The organism is Polynucleobacter sinensis, from assembly GCF_001595985.1.
GTDB lineage: Bacteria > Pseudomonadota > Gammaproteobacteria > Burkholderiales > Burkholderiaceae > Polynucleobacter > Polynucleobacter sinensis.
Genome location: NZ_LOJJ01000005.1, coordinates 35,462 through 52,451, shown reverse-complemented (window position 1 = coordinate 52,451; position 16,990 = coordinate 35,462). Strand labels below are relative to the sequence as shown.

Annotated in this window: 21 protein-coding genes, 1 tRNA gene and 1 pseudogene; 17 read left to right on the top strand and 6 right to left on the bottom strand. The window is 44.3% G+C overall.

The genetic code is table 11. The annotated features are described in order from the left end of the window. The first annotated feature begins 59 nt into the window (after positions 1 to 59). The 7 genes from AOB49_RS07470 (at position 60) to AOB49_RS07445 (ending at position 7,537) form a co-directional block, all read left to right on the top strand. On the top strand, positions 60 to 1,001 hold the full coding sequence (locus AOB49_RS07470) for a CysB family HTH-type transcriptional regulator (RefSeq protein ID WP_062309539.1): 942 nt from the start codon (positions 60 to 62) through the stop codon (positions 999 to 1,001). A gap of 160 nt (positions 1,002 to 1,161) precedes the next feature. Continuing rightward, positions 1,162 to 2,127, top strand: coding sequence for a Bug family tripartite tricarboxylate transporter substrate binding protein (locus AOB49_RS07465; protein WP_062309537.1), 966 nt, complete (start codon positions 1,162 to 1,164; stop codon positions 2,125 to 2,127). Positions 2,128 to 2,181: 54 nt separating this feature from the next. Next, positions 2,182 to 3,429, top strand: coding sequence for an LVIVD repeat-containing protein (locus AOB49_RS07460; RefSeq protein ID WP_062309536.1), 1,248 nt, complete (start codon positions 2,182 to 2,184; stop codon positions 3,427 to 3,429). Positions 3,430 to 3,437: 8 nt separating this feature from the next. Then, positions 3,438 to 4,481: a CobW family GTP-binding protein gene (locus tag AOB49_RS07455; RefSeq protein WP_062309533.1), complete on the top strand. Its 1,044-nt coding sequence runs from the start codon at positions 3,438 to 3,440 to the stop codon at positions 4,479 to 4,481. A gap of 160 nt (positions 4,482 to 4,641) precedes the next feature. Continuing rightward, positions 4,642 to 5,997: a tyrosine-type recombinase/integrase gene (locus tag AOB49_RS07450; RefSeq protein WP_062309531.1), complete on the top strand. Its 1,356-nt coding sequence runs from the start codon at positions 4,642 to 4,644 to the stop codon at positions 5,995 to 5,997. A gap of 86 nt (positions 5,998 to 6,083) precedes the next feature. After that, on the top strand, positions 6,084 to 6,230 hold the full coding sequence (locus tag AOB49_RS12055; protein ID WP_156471372.1) for a hypothetical protein: 147 nt from the start codon (positions 6,084 to 6,086) through the stop codon (positions 6,228 to 6,230). Positions 6,231 to 6,298: 68 nt separating this feature from the next. After that, entirely contained in the window at positions 6,299 to 7,537 is a 1,239-nt protein-coding gene (locus tag AOB49_RS07445; protein WP_062309529.1) for a hypothetical protein, read from the top strand. A 101-nt stretch (positions 7,538 to 7,638) separates the two neighbouring features. Here the strand turns inward: AOB49_RS07445 and AOB49_RS07440 are convergent, their stop codons facing one another. From AOB49_RS07440 to AOB49_RS12375, 3 genes are all read right to left on the bottom strand, one after another. Further along, positions 7,639 to 8,052 (bottom strand): surface-adhesin E family protein, encoded by a 414-nt coding sequence (locus AOB49_RS07440; RefSeq protein ID WP_062309527.1) that lies wholly within the window; start codon positions 8,050 to 8,052, stop codon positions 7,639 to 7,641. Beyond that, complete coding sequence (locus tag AOB49_RS11905) at positions 8,021 to 8,320, bottom strand: hypothetical protein (RefSeq protein ID WP_082784099.1); 300 nt, start codon at positions 8,318 to 8,320, stop codon at positions 8,021 to 8,023. The genes AOB49_RS07440 and AOB49_RS11905 overlap by 32 nt, the downstream gene beginning before the upstream one ends. A gap of 62 nt (positions 8,321 to 8,382) precedes the next feature. Continuing rightward, complete coding sequence (locus AOB49_RS12375; RefSeq protein ID WP_281177819.1) at positions 8,383 to 8,517, bottom strand: hypothetical protein; 135 nt, start codon at positions 8,515 to 8,517, stop codon at positions 8,383 to 8,385. A 128-nt stretch (positions 8,518 to 8,645) separates the two neighbouring features. Here AOB49_RS12375 and AOB49_RS07425 point away from each other — a divergent pair, with 128 nt between their 5' ends. Continuing rightward, positions 8,646 to 8,873, top strand: a complete 228-nt coding sequence (locus tag AOB49_RS07425; RefSeq protein WP_062309521.1) for a helix-turn-helix domain-containing protein — start codon at positions 8,646 to 8,648, stop codon at positions 8,871 to 8,873. Between the two features lie 9 nt (positions 8,874 to 8,882). On the opposite strand, the gene AOB49_RS07420 is transcribed toward AOB49_RS07425, so the two are convergent. Further along, entirely contained in the window at positions 8,883 to 9,269 is a 387-nt protein-coding gene (locus AOB49_RS07420) for a GIY-YIG nuclease family protein (protein WP_062309519.1), read from the bottom strand. Continuing rightward, a complete protein-coding gene (locus tag AOB49_RS12050; protein ID WP_156471371.1) occupies positions 9,266 to 9,421 on the bottom strand; it encodes a hypothetical protein in 156 nt (51 codons plus the stop codon). Before AOB49_RS12050 ends, AOB49_RS07420 begins: the two co-directional genes overlap by 4 nt. Before the next feature lie 98 nt (positions 9,422 to 9,519). Here AOB49_RS12050 and AOB49_RS07415 point away from each other — a divergent pair, with 98 nt between their 5' ends. Then, the gene (locus AOB49_RS07415) at positions 9,520 to 9,798 is read left to right on the top strand and encodes a hypothetical protein (RefSeq protein WP_062309517.1); all 279 of its coding nucleotides are present in this window, start codon (positions 9,520 to 9,522) and stop codon (positions 9,796 to 9,798) included. Between the two features lie 251 nt (positions 9,799 to 10,049). Here the strand turns inward: AOB49_RS07415 and AOB49_RS07410 are convergent. Beyond that, a tRNA-Leu gene (locus tag AOB49_RS07410) sits at positions 10,050 to 10,134 on the bottom strand. 141 nt (positions 10,135 to 10,275) lie between these two features. On the opposite strand from AOB49_RS07410, the gene AOB49_RS07405 reads away from it, so the two are divergent. From AOB49_RS07405 to rng, 8 genes and pseudogenes are all read left to right on the top strand, one after another. Further along, positions 10,276 to 10,995 carry a YebC/PmpR family DNA-binding transcriptional regulator gene (locus AOB49_RS07405; RefSeq protein WP_062309515.1) on the top strand — a complete coding sequence of 240 codons (720 nt, stop codon included), beginning with the start codon at positions 10,276 to 10,278 and terminating at the stop codon, positions 10,993 to 10,995. A 50-nt stretch (positions 10,996 to 11,045) separates the two neighbouring features. Next, positions 11,046 to 12,323: a phosphoribosylamine--glycine ligase gene (purD, locus tag AOB49_RS07400; protein ID WP_062309513.1), complete on the top strand. Its 1,278-nt coding sequence runs from the start codon at positions 11,046 to 11,048 to the stop codon at positions 12,321 to 12,323. A 55-nt stretch (positions 12,324 to 12,378) separates the two neighbouring features. Then, positions 12,379 to 13,290, top strand: a complete 912-nt coding sequence (gene hemF / locus AOB49_RS07395) for an oxygen-dependent coproporphyrinogen oxidase (RefSeq protein ID WP_062309679.1) — start codon at positions 12,379 to 12,381, stop codon at positions 13,288 to 13,290. Between the two features lie 16 nt (positions 13,291 to 13,306). Then, a complete protein-coding gene (locus tag AOB49_RS07390; RefSeq protein WP_245640642.1) occupies positions 13,307 to 13,996 on the top strand; it encodes a nicotinate-nucleotide adenylyltransferase in 690 nt (229 codons plus the stop codon). A gap of 51 nt (positions 13,997 to 14,047) precedes the next feature. After that, positions 14,048 to 14,437: pseudogene (rsfS, locus tag AOB49_RS07385) on the top strand (ribosome silencing factor); the annotation flags it as partial. Positions 14,438 to 14,449: 12 nt separating this feature from the next. Continuing rightward, a complete protein-coding gene (rlmH, locus tag AOB49_RS07380; RefSeq protein WP_062309509.1) occupies positions 14,450 to 14,893 on the top strand; it encodes a 23S rRNA (pseudouridine(1915)-N(3))-methyltransferase RlmH in 444 nt (147 codons plus the stop codon). A gap of 7 nt (positions 14,894 to 14,900) precedes the next feature. Then, positions 14,901 to 15,524 carry a Maf family protein gene (locus AOB49_RS07375; protein WP_062309507.1) on the top strand — a complete coding sequence of 208 codons (624 nt, stop codon included), beginning with the start codon at positions 14,901 to 14,903 and terminating at the stop codon, positions 15,522 to 15,524. Continuing rightward, complete coding sequence (gene rng / locus AOB49_RS07370; RefSeq protein ID WP_062309505.1) at positions 15,521 to 16,984, top strand: ribonuclease G; 1,464 nt, start codon at positions 15,521 to 15,523, stop codon at positions 16,982 to 16,984. The genes AOB49_RS07375 and rng overlap by 4 nt, the downstream gene beginning before the upstream one ends. The last annotated feature ends 6 nt before the right edge of the window (positions 16,985 to 16,990 follow it).

Sequence of the window (16,990 nt, the reverse complement as noted above, 5' to 3'; positions counted from 1 at the left end):
CTCAAAATCATATAGAATTTAATTCCTATATCGTTGTTGATATAAAGAATGGGATCGATATGAACTTGCACCAATTTCGCTTTGTGCGTGAAGCCGTCAGGCAAAACTTTAACCTCACGACCGCCGCCAAGGCGCTTTTCACTTCTCAACCGGGAGTCTCTAAAGCCATCATTGAGCTCGAGGATGAATTGGGCGTTGAAATCTTTCGTCGCCATGGAAAACGGATTCGATCCCTCACCGAGCCTGGCAAACGGATATTGATCTCCATTGAGCGCATCCTTGATGAGGTGGAAACCTTAAAGCGCGTAGGCAAAGATTTTGCGAGCCAGGACCAAGGTAATTTCGTTATCGCCACAACCCATACGCAAGCACGTTACGCCCTCCCGAAAGTGCTTACTGAATTTACCAAGCGCTTTCCAAAGGTGCGAGTAAGTATTCAGCAAGGAAGTCCTGGGCAAATTGCTGAGCTATTAATTCATGATCGCGCAGATATTGCCATCGCTACTGAAGGCATTGCTAATACCCCAGGAGTTCTCGCCTTACCTGGCTACCAATGGCAACACGTCATCATGGTGCCCTTAAGCCACCCCCTTCTTAATCAAGCCACAATCACCTTAGAAGAAATCTCAAAGTACCCACTCATCACCTACGACAGAGCCTTTGCAGGCCGCAGCAAAATTGATGCTGCGTTCGCGCAACGCAATCTCACTCCAGATATTATTTTGGAGGCGATTGATGCTGACGTCATTAAGACTTATGTTGAAACGGGCATGGGGGTAGGAATCGTCGCAGGCCTAGCTTACGACGCTGATCGAGATCGGAATCTTCGAGTGATCCCCGTAGGGCATCTGTTCGGCAATAACGTGACCCATTTGGGGGTGAAACAAGGAGCTTATCTGCGCTCTTTTGTATACACCTTCATTGAATTATTCTCGCCAACCTTAACGCGTAAGATTGTTGAACAGGCGATGAACAATGAGTCGGAGCCCTACGAAATATAAAGTGTTTTAAATGCCCGGCTCACCATTCGGGCAGTAGTACGGTATTAATGAACCTCAAACTTGTGTGCAACTTGTTTGGTGTTGACTGAGCTTCAGGCCTCCTATATGCTGGCTCGATAAAAAAACAGTTCTTATAAAAATAAAGTACATCAGAGAGACTATGATCTTGCGTAAATATATTGTCATCGCCATTTTCGCAGGCATTTTTACCCAAACAGTATTAGCCCAAAGCTATCCGAGCAGGCCGGTAAAAATGATCGTTACCAATCCACCGGGTGGTAGCTCAGACATTATGGCTAGACTGCTAGCTCAAAAACTAAGCGATGTCTGGAAGCAATCCGTCGTAGTTGAAAATAAAGCAGGTGCAGCCGGTAGTATTGGAATGGTTTACGCCGCGAGCCAAGCTCCAGATGGTTACTCCTTTTTATTTGGAGCGCAAGGCTCAACCATCGTTACACCTTTACTATCAAAAGTACCTTATGACATGGCTAAGGACTTCATCCCACTCAATCTGATTGCTACAGGGCCAAGCGTCTTGATGGTAAATTCAACATCTCCTTATAACAATGCTCAAGACTTAATTGCAGCAGCAAAGGCGAAGCCCAATGAAATTAATTACGGTAGCGGAGGTGTTGGAACTGCCGCCCACCTTGGCGCTGAGATGTTTAATAATCTCGCCCAAATTAAAACCGTGCACGTTCCCTACAAAGGCGGAATTGCGGCAATCAATGACTTGGCTGCCAATCAGATTCAATTTACCTTCACCGATCCCGCGCCTGTTTTATCCTTCATTAAGTCGGGAAAATTAAAAGCTCTCGCTGTGACTTCCGCAAAACGCTTTCCCTTAATGCCTGATGTACCCACTTTCGTTGAAAGCGGCGTGCCTAATTTTATTACCGTGAACTCATGGGGTACCTATGCACCTGCAGGCACGCCTGCAGCCATCGTCCGCCAAATGCAAGCAGGTATTCAGAAGGCTATGTCAGACCCCGACTTGATTAAACGTTATGCTGAAATGGGTTTTGAAGCTCAAAATGTATCAGCTGATGAGTTCAAGGCATTCATTGCCAATGAGAATGCTAGATATGGAAAATTAATCAAAGATAATCGCATTAGATCCGAGTAAGCTGTAAAAGTTGCATCACAATAACCACTAACACATTGACTGTAAAAGGCTTTTATGTTGAATAACCCAACCCCCACCTCACGCCCAGATCAAACCCTATCCCTAAATATGAAACTGCTTGCTCATCACGAGTTAGCAGGTTTTGGCGGCATGGGCGAAGGCATTGCCATGCAAAAAACAGATGACGGTAGACGCATATTGTGGATGGCGCATGAATCAGCCCCAAAAGATTTCACTGCAGTGGATGTAACTGATCCCAAAAATCCTAAATTAATTATTCAAACCAATCTACCTGATATGCAGGTTCGTTCAAACTCCCTGGATGTAGTGGGCAACAAAATGGTTGTTGCGCGCCAAGGAAAACAGGTTGGCATGCCAGGTGTTGGCTTCTATCTTTTTGATATCTCCGTTCCTGAAGAGCCTAAATTACTCTCCTACTTTGACTGCTCGGGACCTCACTCCCGCGGAGTACATGCAGTTTGGTTTGTAGATGAAAACTATGTTCACATGTCATCCGGCGCAGCGGACTTCGAACCTAAAAACCCTTTGGACGATCAGTTCTATCGCATTATTGATGTCTCAAATCCTCTAAAACCATTTGAAGCTGGACGCTGGTGGTATCCCGGTACTCGCGTTGGTGACCCGGAGCCAGAACCTACACGCCTTCCAAAGCAATTTGACACAGGATTTCGCGCACATAACACAAACGTGTTCCCTCAGCGCCCAGATCGAGCCTATGTTGGTTACATTGATGGCGGTGCATTTGTTTTAGATATCTCAGACAAGAGCAATATCAAAGTTGTATCCAAATGGAATCACTCACCACCTTTCAACGGATTCATCCACACAGTCTTGCCACTGTTTGATAGAGGCCTTTGGATTGTGAGCGATGAATGTGTTCGCGACAATGGCGCAGATTGGCCTAAATTGGTTTGGGTATTGGATGCCCGTAATGAAGGTAATCCAGTGCCAATTGGTACATTCCCAGCACCATCTTATGATGCGTTTGCGAAACGTGGCGGTCGATTTGGGGCGCACAACTTGCATGAAAATCTACCTGGACCATGCTCTTTTGTATCCGACCACATCATCATCGGCACTTTCTTCAATGCTGGCGTTCGCGTATACGACACCACCAATCCTTACAAGGTAGAAGAGATTGCCTATTACGTACCGGGCGCGCCAAAGCTTTGCCCATCAGGTGCAATTCAGTTAAATGATGTATTTGTTGATGATCGACGCATTGTTTACACAATTGATCGATTTGGTGGTGGTTTATACATTCTTGAGATGAATATCTAAGCCATACCGTGTCATTTCAGAGGGATCATCTATCCGGAAAAATTCCGGTAACTGTTATTACCGGTTTTTTAGGGAGCGGTAAAACCACCTTGATTTCAAAATTACTACTGCACCCCGATATGAATCGGGTGGCAGTAGTCATTAATGAAATTGGTGAAATCGGCATTGATAATGATTTAGTGACAATGTCATCTGAAAATATTTCCCTTCTTGCGAATGGCTGTATTTGCTGTTCCGTTAGAACGGATATGCAGGAGACATTACGCGATCTATTTGCACGTCGCCACGTAGGGGAAATTCCCGAATTTGATAGAGTCATTATTGAAACTACTGGATTAGCTGACCCAGCCCCAGTGGTCCAAACACTCTCAAGTGACACTATGCTGGAAGCCCAATACCGACTTGATGGATTGGTTGCATTGGTTGATGGCTTCAACGGCCTTCACCAAATTGAACATCAACCAGAAGTCGTTAAGCAAGTGGCGATTGCGGATTTAATTCTCATTACCAAAAGCGACTTAATTAATGAGTCTCAGTTAAGCTCACTTAAATCTGAAATTGCGGCCATCAATCCAAGTGCCAAAATGCTACTCGTAGTCAACGGTGAAATCGACCCCTATAGCCTAATTAATTTAGGCCTCTCTTCGGCAAGAGTAAACCCTAAAACATTGAGCTTTTTAGGATCTTTGCTTGATGAGGATAGCGAAGCATCTCCGAAGTATTTGGGGGACTTTTCCGCAAAACACAATCGCAACATTAAAACGCTATCGCTGAGATTTGATGAGCCCTTTACTTGGGAGGCCGCCTCTTCGGCATTGGAATTGCTGACAACTCTCAGGGGTTCAGATCTCCTCCGAGTCAAAGGCATTCTTAATATTGATGGTAAGCCCGTAGTGATACAAGGCGTACAGCATATATTTCACCCCCCAGTTAAATTGGATGCCTGGCCAAGCGATGATCATGGCTCCAGAATCGTATTTATCACTACCAATATCTCTGCGGAGACTATTGAGTCATTATTTAAGGCCGTTGGAGCCATTACAAAAATCTGAAAATACCCCGAAGGCTTCAACCCAAAAAAGGGGAGCTGGGATTGAGGTTTGATGGTGCCTCGGGGCGGTCTCTTTACTGGATAAAATATTCAATAAAATCAATGATTTAGATTCTTGTAATAAGGCTATTTTATGTACATTTTTAAGTACAAAGGTTAAAATGGCTAAATTCATAATCAACCAAAGCACGCTGATAGTGAAATATTTATTTAACAATCATGGACAGGCTTGGTATCAAAGAAGGGTTCCCAACGACCTTCAAGAGCGTTTGGGACGAACAAAGTTCAATATCAAGCTGGACCCAGCAGCAGGGCAGCCCATTGCTTTAGTGCAACGCTTAGCTAAAGAGCATGATGCTTTATTCAAATCACTTAGAGACAATCCAACACTCACAATCCCAGAGAAAAAATTAGCTGCATTAGCAATACTTAGCTTTTATAACCTCAAGCAGGGTGATGGCAATGTAAAGCTAGGTTTTGCAGAAAATTCTGGCTGGGAAATTGACGATACACCTCATCTAAATCAAATTCATAGCGACTTGGAGGAGAAAAAGCGAGATGGCTCAATTACTGAAGTAGAAAAACTTGCCCTAGTCGCCTTGACTCAACCCTTCCCTACCCTGCTATCTGAATTACCTGATATTTATTTTGAACATCATCGAGCAGGTAAAGGTAACGACCCATTATTTCGCAAAAAAGTATTGATGCGATGGGGCAAGTTAATTGAAGCCACAGGAGATATTCCCGCAGAAAGTTTTACAAGGGAACATGCACGACAGTTCGTCTCCTATAGGGAGGCAAGCGGAGTCAAAAGCGGTACCGTTCAACGCAATATCAATGATATCAAGGCAATCTTTCAAAGAGCCAAACAAGAGAATGTAATTATCAACAATCCCTTTGAGGCAATAACAGCAAAAAATCTTGGTCAAGACAAGGTTGAGCGCATCCCCTTCACCAACGAAGAACTTCAGGACATTATTAAATTCTGCTCTGAGAATGATGACGAGATAAGAAGAGTGATTCTTTTATCAGCACTGACGGGAGCAAGACTTGGTGAAATAGTAGGTTTACGCAAAAAAGATTGCCACTTAGATGAAGCCACTCCTTTTATCAATTTAGTGCCTTACGGAAAGAGAAGGTTAAAGACCCTAAACTCAGTTCGTGAAGTCCCTCTCATACCTCTCGCAAAAAAGATTATTCAAAAGCAGATAAATGACTTTAGCGGTGAAGCACTATTCCCTCGGTATTGCGATGGGATTGGCGACAAGAAACCCAATGCAAATGGAGCCAGCCAAACCATCAATAAATGGATAAGAAAATCCATGCATATCGACAAAACTACCCATAGCTTTAGGCACAGCATGAATGACCTACTTAGAAATGCCAATACCCCAAAAGAACAACGGGATGAAATCTGCGGCTGGGGTCGTCAAACGATGAATGATACTTACGGAAGCGGCAGAGGAAGAGAGATAAAACTAAAGATTCTCAAGCGAGCATTAAAGCCAATTTTGTAGAAACATATTTAATATTTCCCCAGCCTAAAGTGATATCCATAAAACATAATTCCATAATTCATGAGTTTCAAACGCTAGATGAAGCAATGGCATGGGCTAAAGCATTGGGTGAGTTTGTGACGATTCAATTTAACGAACTAGAAATTGCGGGTAAGTTTGGAGCTGACGGCATCTTAGACGGCAAGTTTCCGAATGGGGAAATATATACATGGAAGAAACGCAGGAGAAATTAATAGAGGGTGTAAGCCTGAAAAGCACCCTAAAACATGGTTGAATTAACGGTATTTATTAGATACTTTTTATGACTAAAAGAGACCGCTTCTTCAATCCTCTCAGGCAAGCTAAGACAGCTGCTATGAAAGCATTGGTTGACGATGTAATCAAGCAATTGATGAGTTACGAGCTTCATCTAGGACTAAGAAAAAGGTCTCGAAAAAAAGCAGATTTAGAGCTATTTAAAAGGCAAATTACTGCCATTATTTGTGAAGCGATTCATCGTCACCTTACCGATAAAAACAAACGAATTGCAATTAGCCTCTCAAATCAGCAGCTTAGCCGACAGGACTCTGAGCATAAGATTCTTAATAACACCCTATCTCAAAATATCAAAAACCTAACATCCCCAGAGATGGCTTTTTTAGGGCTTTCAAGAGGCGATAGAAGTTCGGGTGAGGTAACCACATTTTGGGCTGGAAAACGCCTCATAAGCCGAATTAAAGAGGCTGGTATCAGCTTTAGAGACCTAGAACTAGAGAGGTCAAAGAATGTCATTCAACTAAGGGAAGAAAAGCCCATTGGAAAGACCAGGGGAAAGTTAATTCACTATCAGGAAACGCCTCTGACAAGGCATTACCGTGATGAAATGGAGCAAATCAACTCCTTTTTAAGGGCTGCTGATATTTGCTATCAGGGTAACAAGGATATAGATGATTCAAGAGTGGAATTAAAACGAATCTTCAATAACGGCAGCTTTGAAGAAGGCGGAAGACTATACGGTGGTTTTTGGATTGGAATGAAGTCAGAAGACATCAGGGAAATAACTATCGATGACGAATGGGTTATTGCTCTTGACTACGGGCAAATGGCTGTAAGACTTGCCTATAGCCTTGCTAAAGCACCGATACCCTTTGATGATGGCTACTTAATCCCAAGCTGGGAAAAAGCTCGTGATGTGACTAAAAAGCTGATTAATGTGATGCTCAACTCAACCGACTACGAGCTAACAGTGCCCAAAAAGATAGAAAAACTTTATCCCTACCGAGAAAAGATTGAAAGAAATCTATTTGCTGATATTTACTCTTTTCATAAGCCAATTAGCAGGTTCTTTGGCAAATCAAATGGAATGAAGTTTATGTTCCTGGAGAGTGAAATACTGATTGATGTCCTTCTGGAGCTAAATGGCAAAGGAATTGTTGCTCTTCCCATTCACGACTGTATTTTGGTAAAAGAATCTGCTCAAAAGGTCGCTAAGGATGTAATGCTAAGAGTCTTTAAACAACATACAAAACTAGATGCTACAGTCTCAGCAGAAGCTCTGTAGGGTGTGTATTTAGTTGTCTATCTCTAATCTGTGCATACATAGAGATAACTTAGTCTTCATAGTCTCCCTATAGAGGGGTTCATAAGACCCCAAGATTGCTTTCACTTGCAGAGGGTTTTAAGGATTTTCATACTTACCGTGTCAGGTTGAATGTAATCCCAAACCCCTAAAGCGGAGTTTGAGTGATTTATTTCTCCCATACCCATATGCTCAGAATTGAACACTGTAGATAGACTTCTTGAACGGTCCTCTTTGCAGTCGAATTCTTGCAAAGACTTAATTGAGCCAGTTGATTTCCCTGCTATTACCTTGGGTACTCTGTAGTCATAAAGAACCCAAACCCTAATGTAGCCATTTACATTTTTTCTAGTTGCAGGGTCAATGTATGCAACGACATCTTCGCCACTTGAGACTTGACTCCACCCAGCAGCAGCAAACATGGAAATCGATGTTAGAGCCAGAAATAAGATTGTCTTTAGAGCTTTACTTGGGTGCATATCCAATTCTGTTTCCATTGTTATCAAAATAATTCACAACCCCTGAAGGGGATTGAACTTGATAACCCTGCCTATTGCCATTGTTGTCGTAAACACCATTCTGGCTATTAAAGTTATTCTGACTGTTATTCCAGTTATTTGGGCTGTTATTCCAGTTGTTTGGGCTGTTATTCCAGTTGTTTGGGCTGTTATTCCAGTTGTTTGGACTGTTGTTCCAGTTGTTAGATTGTTGAGCAAAAGCAACTGTGCTTGCTAAAGAAATTAATACCATCATTAACTTTTTCATTATTAGCTCACTCAAATTAAAAAAACCGCCACAGAGGGCGGTCTCATAGCAATTAAAAGTTATTAAACGCCACAGCCACAAATCTGCTTCCCATTTGGACCTGGTCGGCAGTTGTATGGTGCATATGGAGGACATGCAGCATAAGCAACAGTTGCAGTTAAAGCGAGAACAGCAGCAGCTTTGAGAATGAATTTCATTTTTAACCCCTTAAAAGTACCTAAGTTTTTAATGTAGCTTATAAGCATCATTAATTCAATAGAATTTATAACTATTTTGTAGCTTATATGCCGTGGAGCTAAAAGAACATTCATAGCACTCTGTCAGCATGAAAACTGACCGAAATAAGCAGCTTTTGGGGTTACTAGCTAAGAACGTAAGGTCTCTCAGGAAAAATATTGGCTTATCGCAGGAGGATTTAGCCTTTCAATGCGACATAGACAGGACGTACATTAGCAAGGTTGAAAGGGGGATAGCAAATCCATCCCTTTTGGTTTTATCTAGAATTGCCGAAATTCTGCAGGTTGAGATTAAAGACCTAATTAAAAAGAAATAGTTTTTGGGATTACCAAGACTCCATTCTGGATGCACCAGTAGAAAGCTTTAAAACAACATCTATTGCCTGCTGCACTTCCTCAGACTTCATGGCTATGATTTCTACACCACCCATAAAAGGTATGTCGGCAAATTTAGTATTTTTCCAAAATATACTTTCCGCCACATACACATTTTGCACAGAGTAAACCTCATGCACTTCCCATAGTTGCCCAGTTTCCTGAACCACCTTTCCAGCATGTTTTTTAAAGTCTGTGTTGTGCTGCTTTAAACGAATATTGACCGTTCTAGTTGTGACACCAATTTTGAATAGGTATTCATCATCTCCTACCCCATAGTCTGAAAAAACACGACATGGATGGCGGAGGATATAGAGAAAGCCGTCTTGCTTCTTCATTGCTGGGTCTTATTTTTCAGTGAATCTCTAATTTCCTCCAGTAGCTCTACTGTTTTATTGATTTTGAAATACCAGCAAACCAGCTCCCTGCCCAGCAGGAAAAAGAGAAGCATGATGCCAAGTGCAATGATTAAACCAACAATGTTGTCCATACTCTATCCCTTAGTTATATGTATTGGAATTATTCTAAATCCACTCATAGTCAATGTTAGGATTAGGTTATTGATAGTCAATTCTGAAAGACATACTCATGAGTGAAGCATCTAAAGGCTTTATTGCGGGCAACTGGTTTAAGTTATTCATAGTGGCGGTAGTGGTGATATTGCTTGCTATCTATTTCTACAGGGAATACAGGCTTGATGACTGTCTCGACAGCACGAATGAAATTGCCTCTAGGTTATGGGATGAAAAGTGTTCTTCGGATAAGAAAGCTCCGAGATGTGACTTAAACCCATTTATTGCAAATGACATCAATAAGATGAGGGATGCACAGATTGACCAGTGCTTTAGAAGATATAGCCTGAAGTAGTTCAGCAGCCGAATCTTTCAAATAATGGCTCTTTCATTACTCAATTAGCTTTTTTCTGAATCTATGATGCTGCTGGAATATATGCAGCAAACGTACACCCCACCCCCCATAGGGCAGATGCGAATACTCAGTTTATGTACAAAATTATGTACAAATCAATAGACGGGAGTTTACAGATTTGATACAGTGGGCTTGGAAGCCTTTAATTACATAGGATTTCGAGTGTATGAAGTACTACAGAAAATAGTACATGGTGCCTCGGGGCGGACTCGAACCGCCACGCCTTGCGGCACCGGATTTTGAGTCCGGCACGTCTACCAATTCCATCACCGAGGCAGGTGTTTGCAGTGGAAAAACTGCATTGAAGCAAACTAAGAGCTGAGAGTGTAACAAAAAAAGTGGGGGGACCCCCATTCTTGCCTCCAGAAGCCCTTAAAATGAGGTCTTCAAGCCAAATTATGAGAAGGAATTACCCGTATGGCCGGCCATTCGAAATGGGCCAATATTCAACACCGCAAAGGACGTCAAGACGAAAAGCGCGGAAAGATATGGACCAAACTCATCAAAGAAATCACTGTTGCCGCTAAATTAGGTGGCGGAGACGTTGCCACGAACCCTCGTCTGCGCCTAGCAATCGATAAGGCCAAAGATGCGAATATGCCCAATGACAATGTGCAACGCGCTATCCAACGCGGCACTGGTTCTCTAGAGGGCGTAAATTACGAAGAAATCCGCTACGAAGGTTATGGCATTAATGGTGCAGCCATTATTGTGGATTGCCTTACCGATAATCGTACCCGCACCGTTGCTGAAGTACGTCATGCATTCAACAAGAATGGTGGCAACATGGGCACTGAGGGTTCTGTGGCATTCCTTTTCAAACATTGCGGACAAATGTTATTTGCGCCAGGGACGAGCGAAGATCAACTCATGGAAGTTGCTTTGGACGCTGGCGCAGAAGATGTGATTACTCATGATGACGGATCACTTGAGGTGTTAACGCCGGTGCCAGACTTTTCCAAAGTGCAAGATGCCATCACTAAAGCCGGGCTTAAGGCAGAGTTAGCTACTGTGGCAATGCGCCCAGAAACAGAAATTGCGCTTGAAGGCGAACAAGCTGAGAGCATGCAAAAACTGCTCGACGCCCTTGAGAACTTAGATGATGTCCAAGAAGTCTTTACAAATGCCTCACTGTAATTGGCCGCATATTTAAACCATTTTTTATTTATCTTTTAATTTAGCTCGCTATGAAAATTCTTTTAATCGGATCCGGTGGTCGCGAACACGCTCTAGCTTGGAAATTAGCGCAATCGCCTCAAGTGCAAACAGTGTATGTTGCACCAGGAAATGGTGGCACCGCGACCGCTAAAAAAACTCCTGCCACTATCGAAAACTTGCCGATTACCGATCTTCAAGAATTAGCGGACTTTGCTAAAAGAGAAAAAATTCACTTAACAGTAGTCGGTCCAGAGGCACCCTTGGCCGCTGGCATTGTGGATGTGTTTCGCAGCAATGGCTTACGCATTTTTGGACCAACACAGTTGGCAGCCCAATTAGAGTCCTCAAAAGATTTTTCTAAGGCATTTATGAAGCGTCATGGTATCCCTACTGCGGATTACCAAACCTTCTCCAACGCTCTAGAAGCCCACGCCTACATTGACTCTAAAGGTGCGCCCATTGTGATTAAGGCTGATGGGCTAGCCGCAGGTAAAGGGGTTGTAGTAGCTATGACGCTTGCAGAAGCGCATGCAGCCATCGACATGATGCTGGCGGACAATAAATTTGGTAATGCAGGTGCGCGCGTAGTGATTGAAGAGTTTCTGACGGGCGAAGAAGCGAGCTTTATTGTTTTGGTAGACGGAAAAAATGTTTTAGCCCTGGCAACGAGTCAAGATCACAAGCGCCTACTAGACGCCGATCAAGGCCCCAACACTGGGGGCATGGGTGCATACTCCCCTGCGCCAGTGGTAACACCTGAAATTCATGCACGCGCATTACGTGAAGTGATTATTCCAACGGTAAAAGGCATGGAGGCTGACGGCATTCCATATACAGGATTTTTGTACGCAGGGCTGATGATTTCTCCAGACGGAAAATTAAAGACCCTAGAATTCAATTGCCGTATGGGTGATCCTGAAACACAACCCATCATGGCACGCCTGAGAAGTGATTTAGTCAAAGCCCTTGACCATGCGGTAGATGGCAAGCTTAATGAAATCGAGCTAGATTGGGATCGTCGCACTGCCCTGGGAGTAGTACTCGCGGCCCATAACTACCCCGATACCCCGCGCAATGGCGATGTCATTACCGGCATTCCTGCAGATACAGAAGACCAATTAACCTTCCATGCCGGCACAAAGTTACAAGATGGGAAGTTACTCACATCAGGCGGTCGCGTACTGTGTGTGGTGGGACTGGCAGATACTGTGCGCGGCGCACAACACAAAGCATACGAAGCGATCGACAAAATTCAGTTTGATGGCATGCAATATCGCAAGGATATTGGCTATCGCGCGGTTAAATAACACGATTTAGATATTGAGAAAACTGTCACCCTTGTCCGACATACAACATACCCAGATTGATATTGCCGCCTTAAAAGATTACTTCTTAGGGCTGCAAGATCGCATTACGAGCGCAATGAGCGCCTTAGACGGCAAGACCTTTGTTGCGGATGAATGGCACAAGCCAGAAGACAGCAAGCTCAAAGGATATGGTCGAACCTGTATTTTGGATGGCGGTCATATTCTGGAAAAAGGTGGGGTTGGCTTCTCGCATGTCCGCGGAGATCAAATGCCACCTTCAGCGTCGCATCACCGCCCTGAAGTAGCCGGACGTAGCTTTGAGGCCATGGGAGTCTCTTTAGTATTTCACCCAAACAATCCTAAGGTTCCGACCACCCACATGAATGTGCGCTGCTTTATTGCTCAAGCCCCAGGTAAAGAGCCAGTATGGTGGTTTGGCGGCGGCTTTGATTTAACGCCCTATTACGGCTTTGATGAGGACTGCAGACACTTTCATCAAACAGCGAAAGATGCATTAGATCCATTTGGGGAAGACCTCTATCCGCATTTTAAAAAATGGTGTGATGAGTATTTTTATTTAAAGCATCGTGAAGAGCCCCGTGGTATTGGCGGCGTTTTCTTTGATGACTTTAATCAGCTGGGATTTGAGCAAAGCTTCGCGATGACTCGCGCAGTCGGTGATGCATTTATTAATGCTTACCTTCCGATTGTGGAACGACGCTATCAAGCACCTTTTACGCCCGAAGAAAAATCTTTCCAGGAATACCGTCGTGGCCGTTATGTGGAATACAACCTCATTTTCGATCGCGGCACAATCTTTGGTCTGCACTCGGGCGGTCGTACAGAATCGATTTTGATGTCGATGCCGCCAGTAGTGCAATGGTGGTACAACTGGCAACCTAAGCCTGGCACTCCTGAAGCCAAACTTTACGATCACTATCTTAAGCCTCGTGATTGGCTGGCCTAAATTGGTCTCACTCAATTTGGATACCCCAAAAAAAATTGGCATTCTGGGAGGAACCTTTGATCCCCCTCACCTGGGCCACCTCAAACTAGCCACCCATTTTGCAAAGATTTTGCATTTAGACGAGCTCTTACTTATTCCAAGTGGCACGCCCTGGCAAAAAAGCGCTTTGATTACCTCTGCAGAAGTGCGCTTTCGGCTCACCGAGGCGGCAGGTATTGATTTGGCAAGAGCCTTTCTCTATCTCAAGATCGCCACACAAATTGGAATCGATCGCATCGAAATTGATCGATCTGGCCCCAGCTACGCTATTGATACAGCCAAGGCTTTAAGAGAGCGCTTTGGACCTAGCGCAAACTTAATTTGGTTAATGGGGGCAGATTCACTCATCAACCTTCCTACATGGAATTCTTGGGATCAATTGCTGAACTACGTCAATTTTGCAGTAGCTAGTAGACCCCACCACGAACTCTCAAGCGAGATTTCTAAAGAAATCACTGAATTACTCAATAAACATCAGTGTGCCGATACCAACACCCTTGAAAACAGCGCATTTGGCCACATATATGTGGATAAGACCCTCGCGGTAGATCTTTCCTCAACTCATTTGCGCAATCAACTGAAGAGCGCGGCGCGCGAGACCATTGCATCCGAGCAAATCCCTTCACATGTCCTCGAAATCATTACAAATCTAGGCTTATACAAGTAATCAGGCTAAGATCACCCTTAATTCAAATATCTCAAAAATAGTAAAGAAAATATGGACTTAAAAAAATTACAGCGCGTTGTGATTGACGCCTTAGAAGATGTTAAGGCGCAAGACATTCGCGTTTACGACACTACAAAACTTAGTGAATTATTTGATCGCGTCATTATTGCAACTGGCTCTAGCAATCGCCAAACACGCTCGCTAGCAATGTCGGTTAAAGAAGCAGTTAACGCCAAAGGTGGAGAAGTCATCTCTGTAGAGGGACTCGAAACCGGAGAATGGGTCTTAGTTGATTGCGGCGATATCGTAGTTCATATTCTGCAACCTGCTTTGCGCGCTTACTATCAACTTGAAGGCATGTGGGGAGCAAAACCTGTACGCGTGAAATTAGCGGCTGACAAGGGTTTAGCTAAAGCCAGCGAACCTGAAGACGACGAAGAGTAATTTTCAGGCATGCGCTTAACCATCGTTTCTGTTGGGCACAAAATGCCAGACTGGGTGGCTACAGCCACACACGATTACGTCAAACGTATGCCAGCTGATTGCAGTATTGAGATCAAAGAAATCAAACCCGATCTCACGCCCGCTAAAGAAGCGATCAAAATTGCTGCCGCTATTCCCAAAGGATCTCGCGTCATTGCACTTGATGAGCGTGGTAAAGATCAAACTACTCAGAACCTCTCCACGCAGCTAGCAAATTGGCGACAAGAAGGTTTTGATATCACCTTTTTAATCGGTGGCGCCGATGGCTTAGACGCAAGCCTCAAAGAGGGTGCGCAAGCAATGTGGCGCTTATCTAGCCTCACCCTGCCCCATGCCATGGCCAGAGTCTTATTGGTAGAGCAACTATATCGCGCTTGGACAATTTTGCAGGGCCACCCCTATCATCGAGAGTAAGCTTGACATGTATTCCCACATTTACCTTGCCTCACAAAGTCCGCGACGCCAAGAATTACTCAAACAAATTGGTGTGCAGTTTGAAATGCTCGTTGCGCCAGCAGGTGAAGATACCGAAGCAATTGAGACTCCATTACCCAATGAAAAAGCGCGCGATTATGTGCAGCGCGTCACTTTTGTCAAAAGCGCAATTGCGCTAAAACGTTGGCAAGCAAGTGGAAAGCCTTGGGCCCCGATTTTGTGCGCAGACACTACAGTGAGTCTACCCAACCATCCTGATGGTGAAATTCTAGGAAAACCGAGCAACTCACAAGATGCCGAGCGTATTTTAGAAATGCTCAGCGGGAAGACCCATGAAGTCCTGACCGCTCTTGTATTAACGGTTGACCAAAAAACAAATCCCCTCTTCTTGGTGCAGGTTTCAGAAGTGCAATTTGCCCATCTGTCTAAAGAACAAATCACAAACTACATCGCTAGTGGCGAACCGTTTGGCAAGGCTGGAGCCTACGGAATTCAGGGGCGTGGTGGCGCCTTCATTCCCTCAATTAAGGGTAGCTATAGCGGTATCATGGGATTACCTATTTATGAAGCAAGCCAATTATTGGATTTCGCCAAAGTTACCCGCATATGAATGAAGAAATTCTGATTAATATCACCCCACAGGAAACTCGGGTGGCGCTCATTCAGCAAGGCGCTGTTCAAGAGCTCCAGATTGAACGCACCCGCCAGCGCGGGATTGTTGGCAATATCTACCTCGCCAAAGTGGCACGCGTACTTCCTGGAATGCAATCAGCGTTTATTGAAATCGGTCTAGAGCGAACAGCATTTATGCATGTAGCCGATATCACCCAAAATAATCCCCAAGCACAGATCGAAAAACTGCTCTTTGAAGGGCAAAATGTTTTAGTACAAGTACTCAAAGATCCATTAGGAACAAAAGGTGCTCGCCTCACCACGCAACTCAGCATTGCAGGGCGTAATTTGGTGTATCTACCCCCGGCAGGCACTGATATCGCTACAGAAAAATACATTGGTGTTTCCCAAAGAATTGATCAGCCAGAAGAGCGGGAGGCGATTAAAGCTCGCTTAGCAGGACTCATGCCTGCCGATGAAAAAGGCGGAATTATTGTACGGACTAGCGCTCAAGATGCAAGCGATACTGAGTTGCAGCTCGATATGCACTACTTACGTACGACCTGGGAAAAAATTCGCGAGGCTGTAAATCACAAATCAGCCCCAAGCTTGCTATATCAAGATCTCAGCTTGGCGGAACGTGTATTGCGTGATGTTGCCGGAGAAGAAACTACCCAAATCCGCGTAGATTCTGCCGAGAACTTTGAAAAGTTGAAAAGCTTTGCCACGCTCTATATGCCCAATCTTTTGGATAAGCTAACCCTGCATCGCGGTGAGCGCGCTCTATTCGACTTATTCGACGTAGATGCTGAAATCAATAAAGCACTTGGTCGAAGAGTAGATCTCAAGTCCGGCGGTTACCTCATGATCGATCAAACGGAGTCCATGACTACTATTGATGTGAATACCGGCAGCTATGTCGGCGCGCGCAATCTGGATGACACCGTATTTAAAACAAATTTGGAGGCGGCTCAATCAATTGCACGTCAGCTCCGCCTTCGTAATCTAGGCGGCATCATTATTATTGATTTCATTGATATGCTGAGCAAAGATCATCAAGAGTCCGTCTTGCATGAGCTCAAGCGCAATTTAGAACGTGATCATGCGCGTACCTCGGTCAGCGAATTCTCATCCCTTGGCTTAGTGGAGATGACACGCAAGCGCACTAGAGAATCTCTTGCCCACATTACCTGCGAACCGTGCCCAACCTGTCAAGGCAAGGGCGAAGTCAAAACTGCCCAGACGATTTGTTATGAGATTTTGCGTGAGATTGTGCGTGAACACCGCCAATTCAATCCTCGAGAATTTAGAATCGTAGCGGCCCCTGATGTCATTGACCTCTTCTTGGAAGAAGAAAATCAATTCTTGGCGCAGCTAGGTGATTTCATCAGCAAGCCGATCAAACTCCAGGCAGAAGGTAGCTTCCGCCAGGAGCAATACGACATCGTTCTTAGCTAGAGGCCC

Excerpts from the sequence above, each read along its gene's own strand:
- AOB49_RS07470 (WP_062309539.1), top strand. The coding sequence starts at position 60 with ATGAACTTGCACCAATTTCGCTTTGTGCGTGAAGCCGTCAGGCAAAAC.
- AOB49_RS07465 (WP_062309537.1), top strand. The coding sequence starts at position 1,162 with ATGATCTTGCGTAAATATATTGTCATCGCCATTTTCGCAGGCATTTTT.
- AOB49_RS07460 (WP_062309536.1), top strand. The coding sequence starts at position 2,182 with ATGTTGAATAACCCAACCCCCACCTCACGCCCAGATCAAACCCTATCC.
- AOB49_RS07450 (WP_062309531.1), top strand. The coding sequence starts at position 4,642 with ATGGCTAAATTCATAATCAACCAAAGCACGCTGATAGTGAAATATTTA.
- AOB49_RS12055 (WP_156471372.1), top strand. The coding sequence starts at position 6,084 with ATGGCATGGGCTAAAGCATTGGGTGAGTTTGTGACGATTCAATTTAAC.
- AOB49_RS07445 (WP_062309529.1), top strand. The coding sequence starts at position 6,299 with ATGACTAAAAGAGACCGCTTCTTCAATCCTCTCAGGCAAGCTAAGACA.
- AOB49_RS07440 (WP_062309527.1), bottom strand. The coding sequence starts at position 8,052 with ATGGAAACAGAATTGGATATGCACCCAAGTAAAGCTCTAAAGACAATC.
- AOB49_RS11905 (WP_082784099.1), bottom strand. The coding sequence starts at position 8,320 with ATGAAAAAGTTAATGATGGTATTAATTTCTTTAGCAAGCACAGTTGCT.
- AOB49_RS12375 (WP_281177819.1), bottom strand. The coding sequence starts at position 8,517 with ATGAAATTCATTCTCAAAGCTGCTGCTGTTCTCGCTTTAACTGCAACT.
- AOB49_RS07425 (WP_062309521.1), top strand. The coding sequence starts at position 8,646 with ATGAAAACTGACCGAAATAAGCAGCTTTTGGGGTTACTAGCTAAGAAC.
- AOB49_RS07420 (WP_062309519.1), bottom strand. The coding sequence starts at position 9,269 with ATGAAGAAGCAAGACGGCTTTCTCTATATCCTCCGCCATCCATGTCGT.
- AOB49_RS12050 (WP_156471371.1), bottom strand. The coding sequence starts at position 9,421 with ATGGACAACATTGTTGGTTTAATCATTGCACTTGGCATCATGCTTCTC.
- AOB49_RS07415 (WP_062309517.1), top strand. The coding sequence starts at position 9,520 with ATGAGTGAAGCATCTAAAGGCTTTATTGCGGGCAACTGGTTTAAGTTA.
- AOB49_RS07405 (WP_062309515.1), top strand. The coding sequence starts at position 10,276 with ATGGCCGGCCATTCGAAATGGGCCAATATTCAACACCGCAAAGGACGT.
- purD (WP_062309513.1), top strand. The coding sequence starts at position 11,046 with ATGAAAATTCTTTTAATCGGATCCGGTGGTCGCGAACACGCTCTAGCT.
- rlmH (WP_062309509.1), top strand. The coding sequence starts at position 14,450 with ATGCGCTTAACCATCGTTTCTGTTGGGCACAAAATGCCAGACTGGGTG.
- AOB49_RS07375 (WP_062309507.1), top strand. The coding sequence starts at position 14,901 with ATGTATTCCCACATTTACCTTGCCTCACAAAGTCCGCGACGCCAAGAA.
- rng (WP_062309505.1), top strand. The coding sequence starts at position 15,521 with ATGAATGAAGAAATTCTGATTAATATCACCCCACAGGAAACTCGGGTG.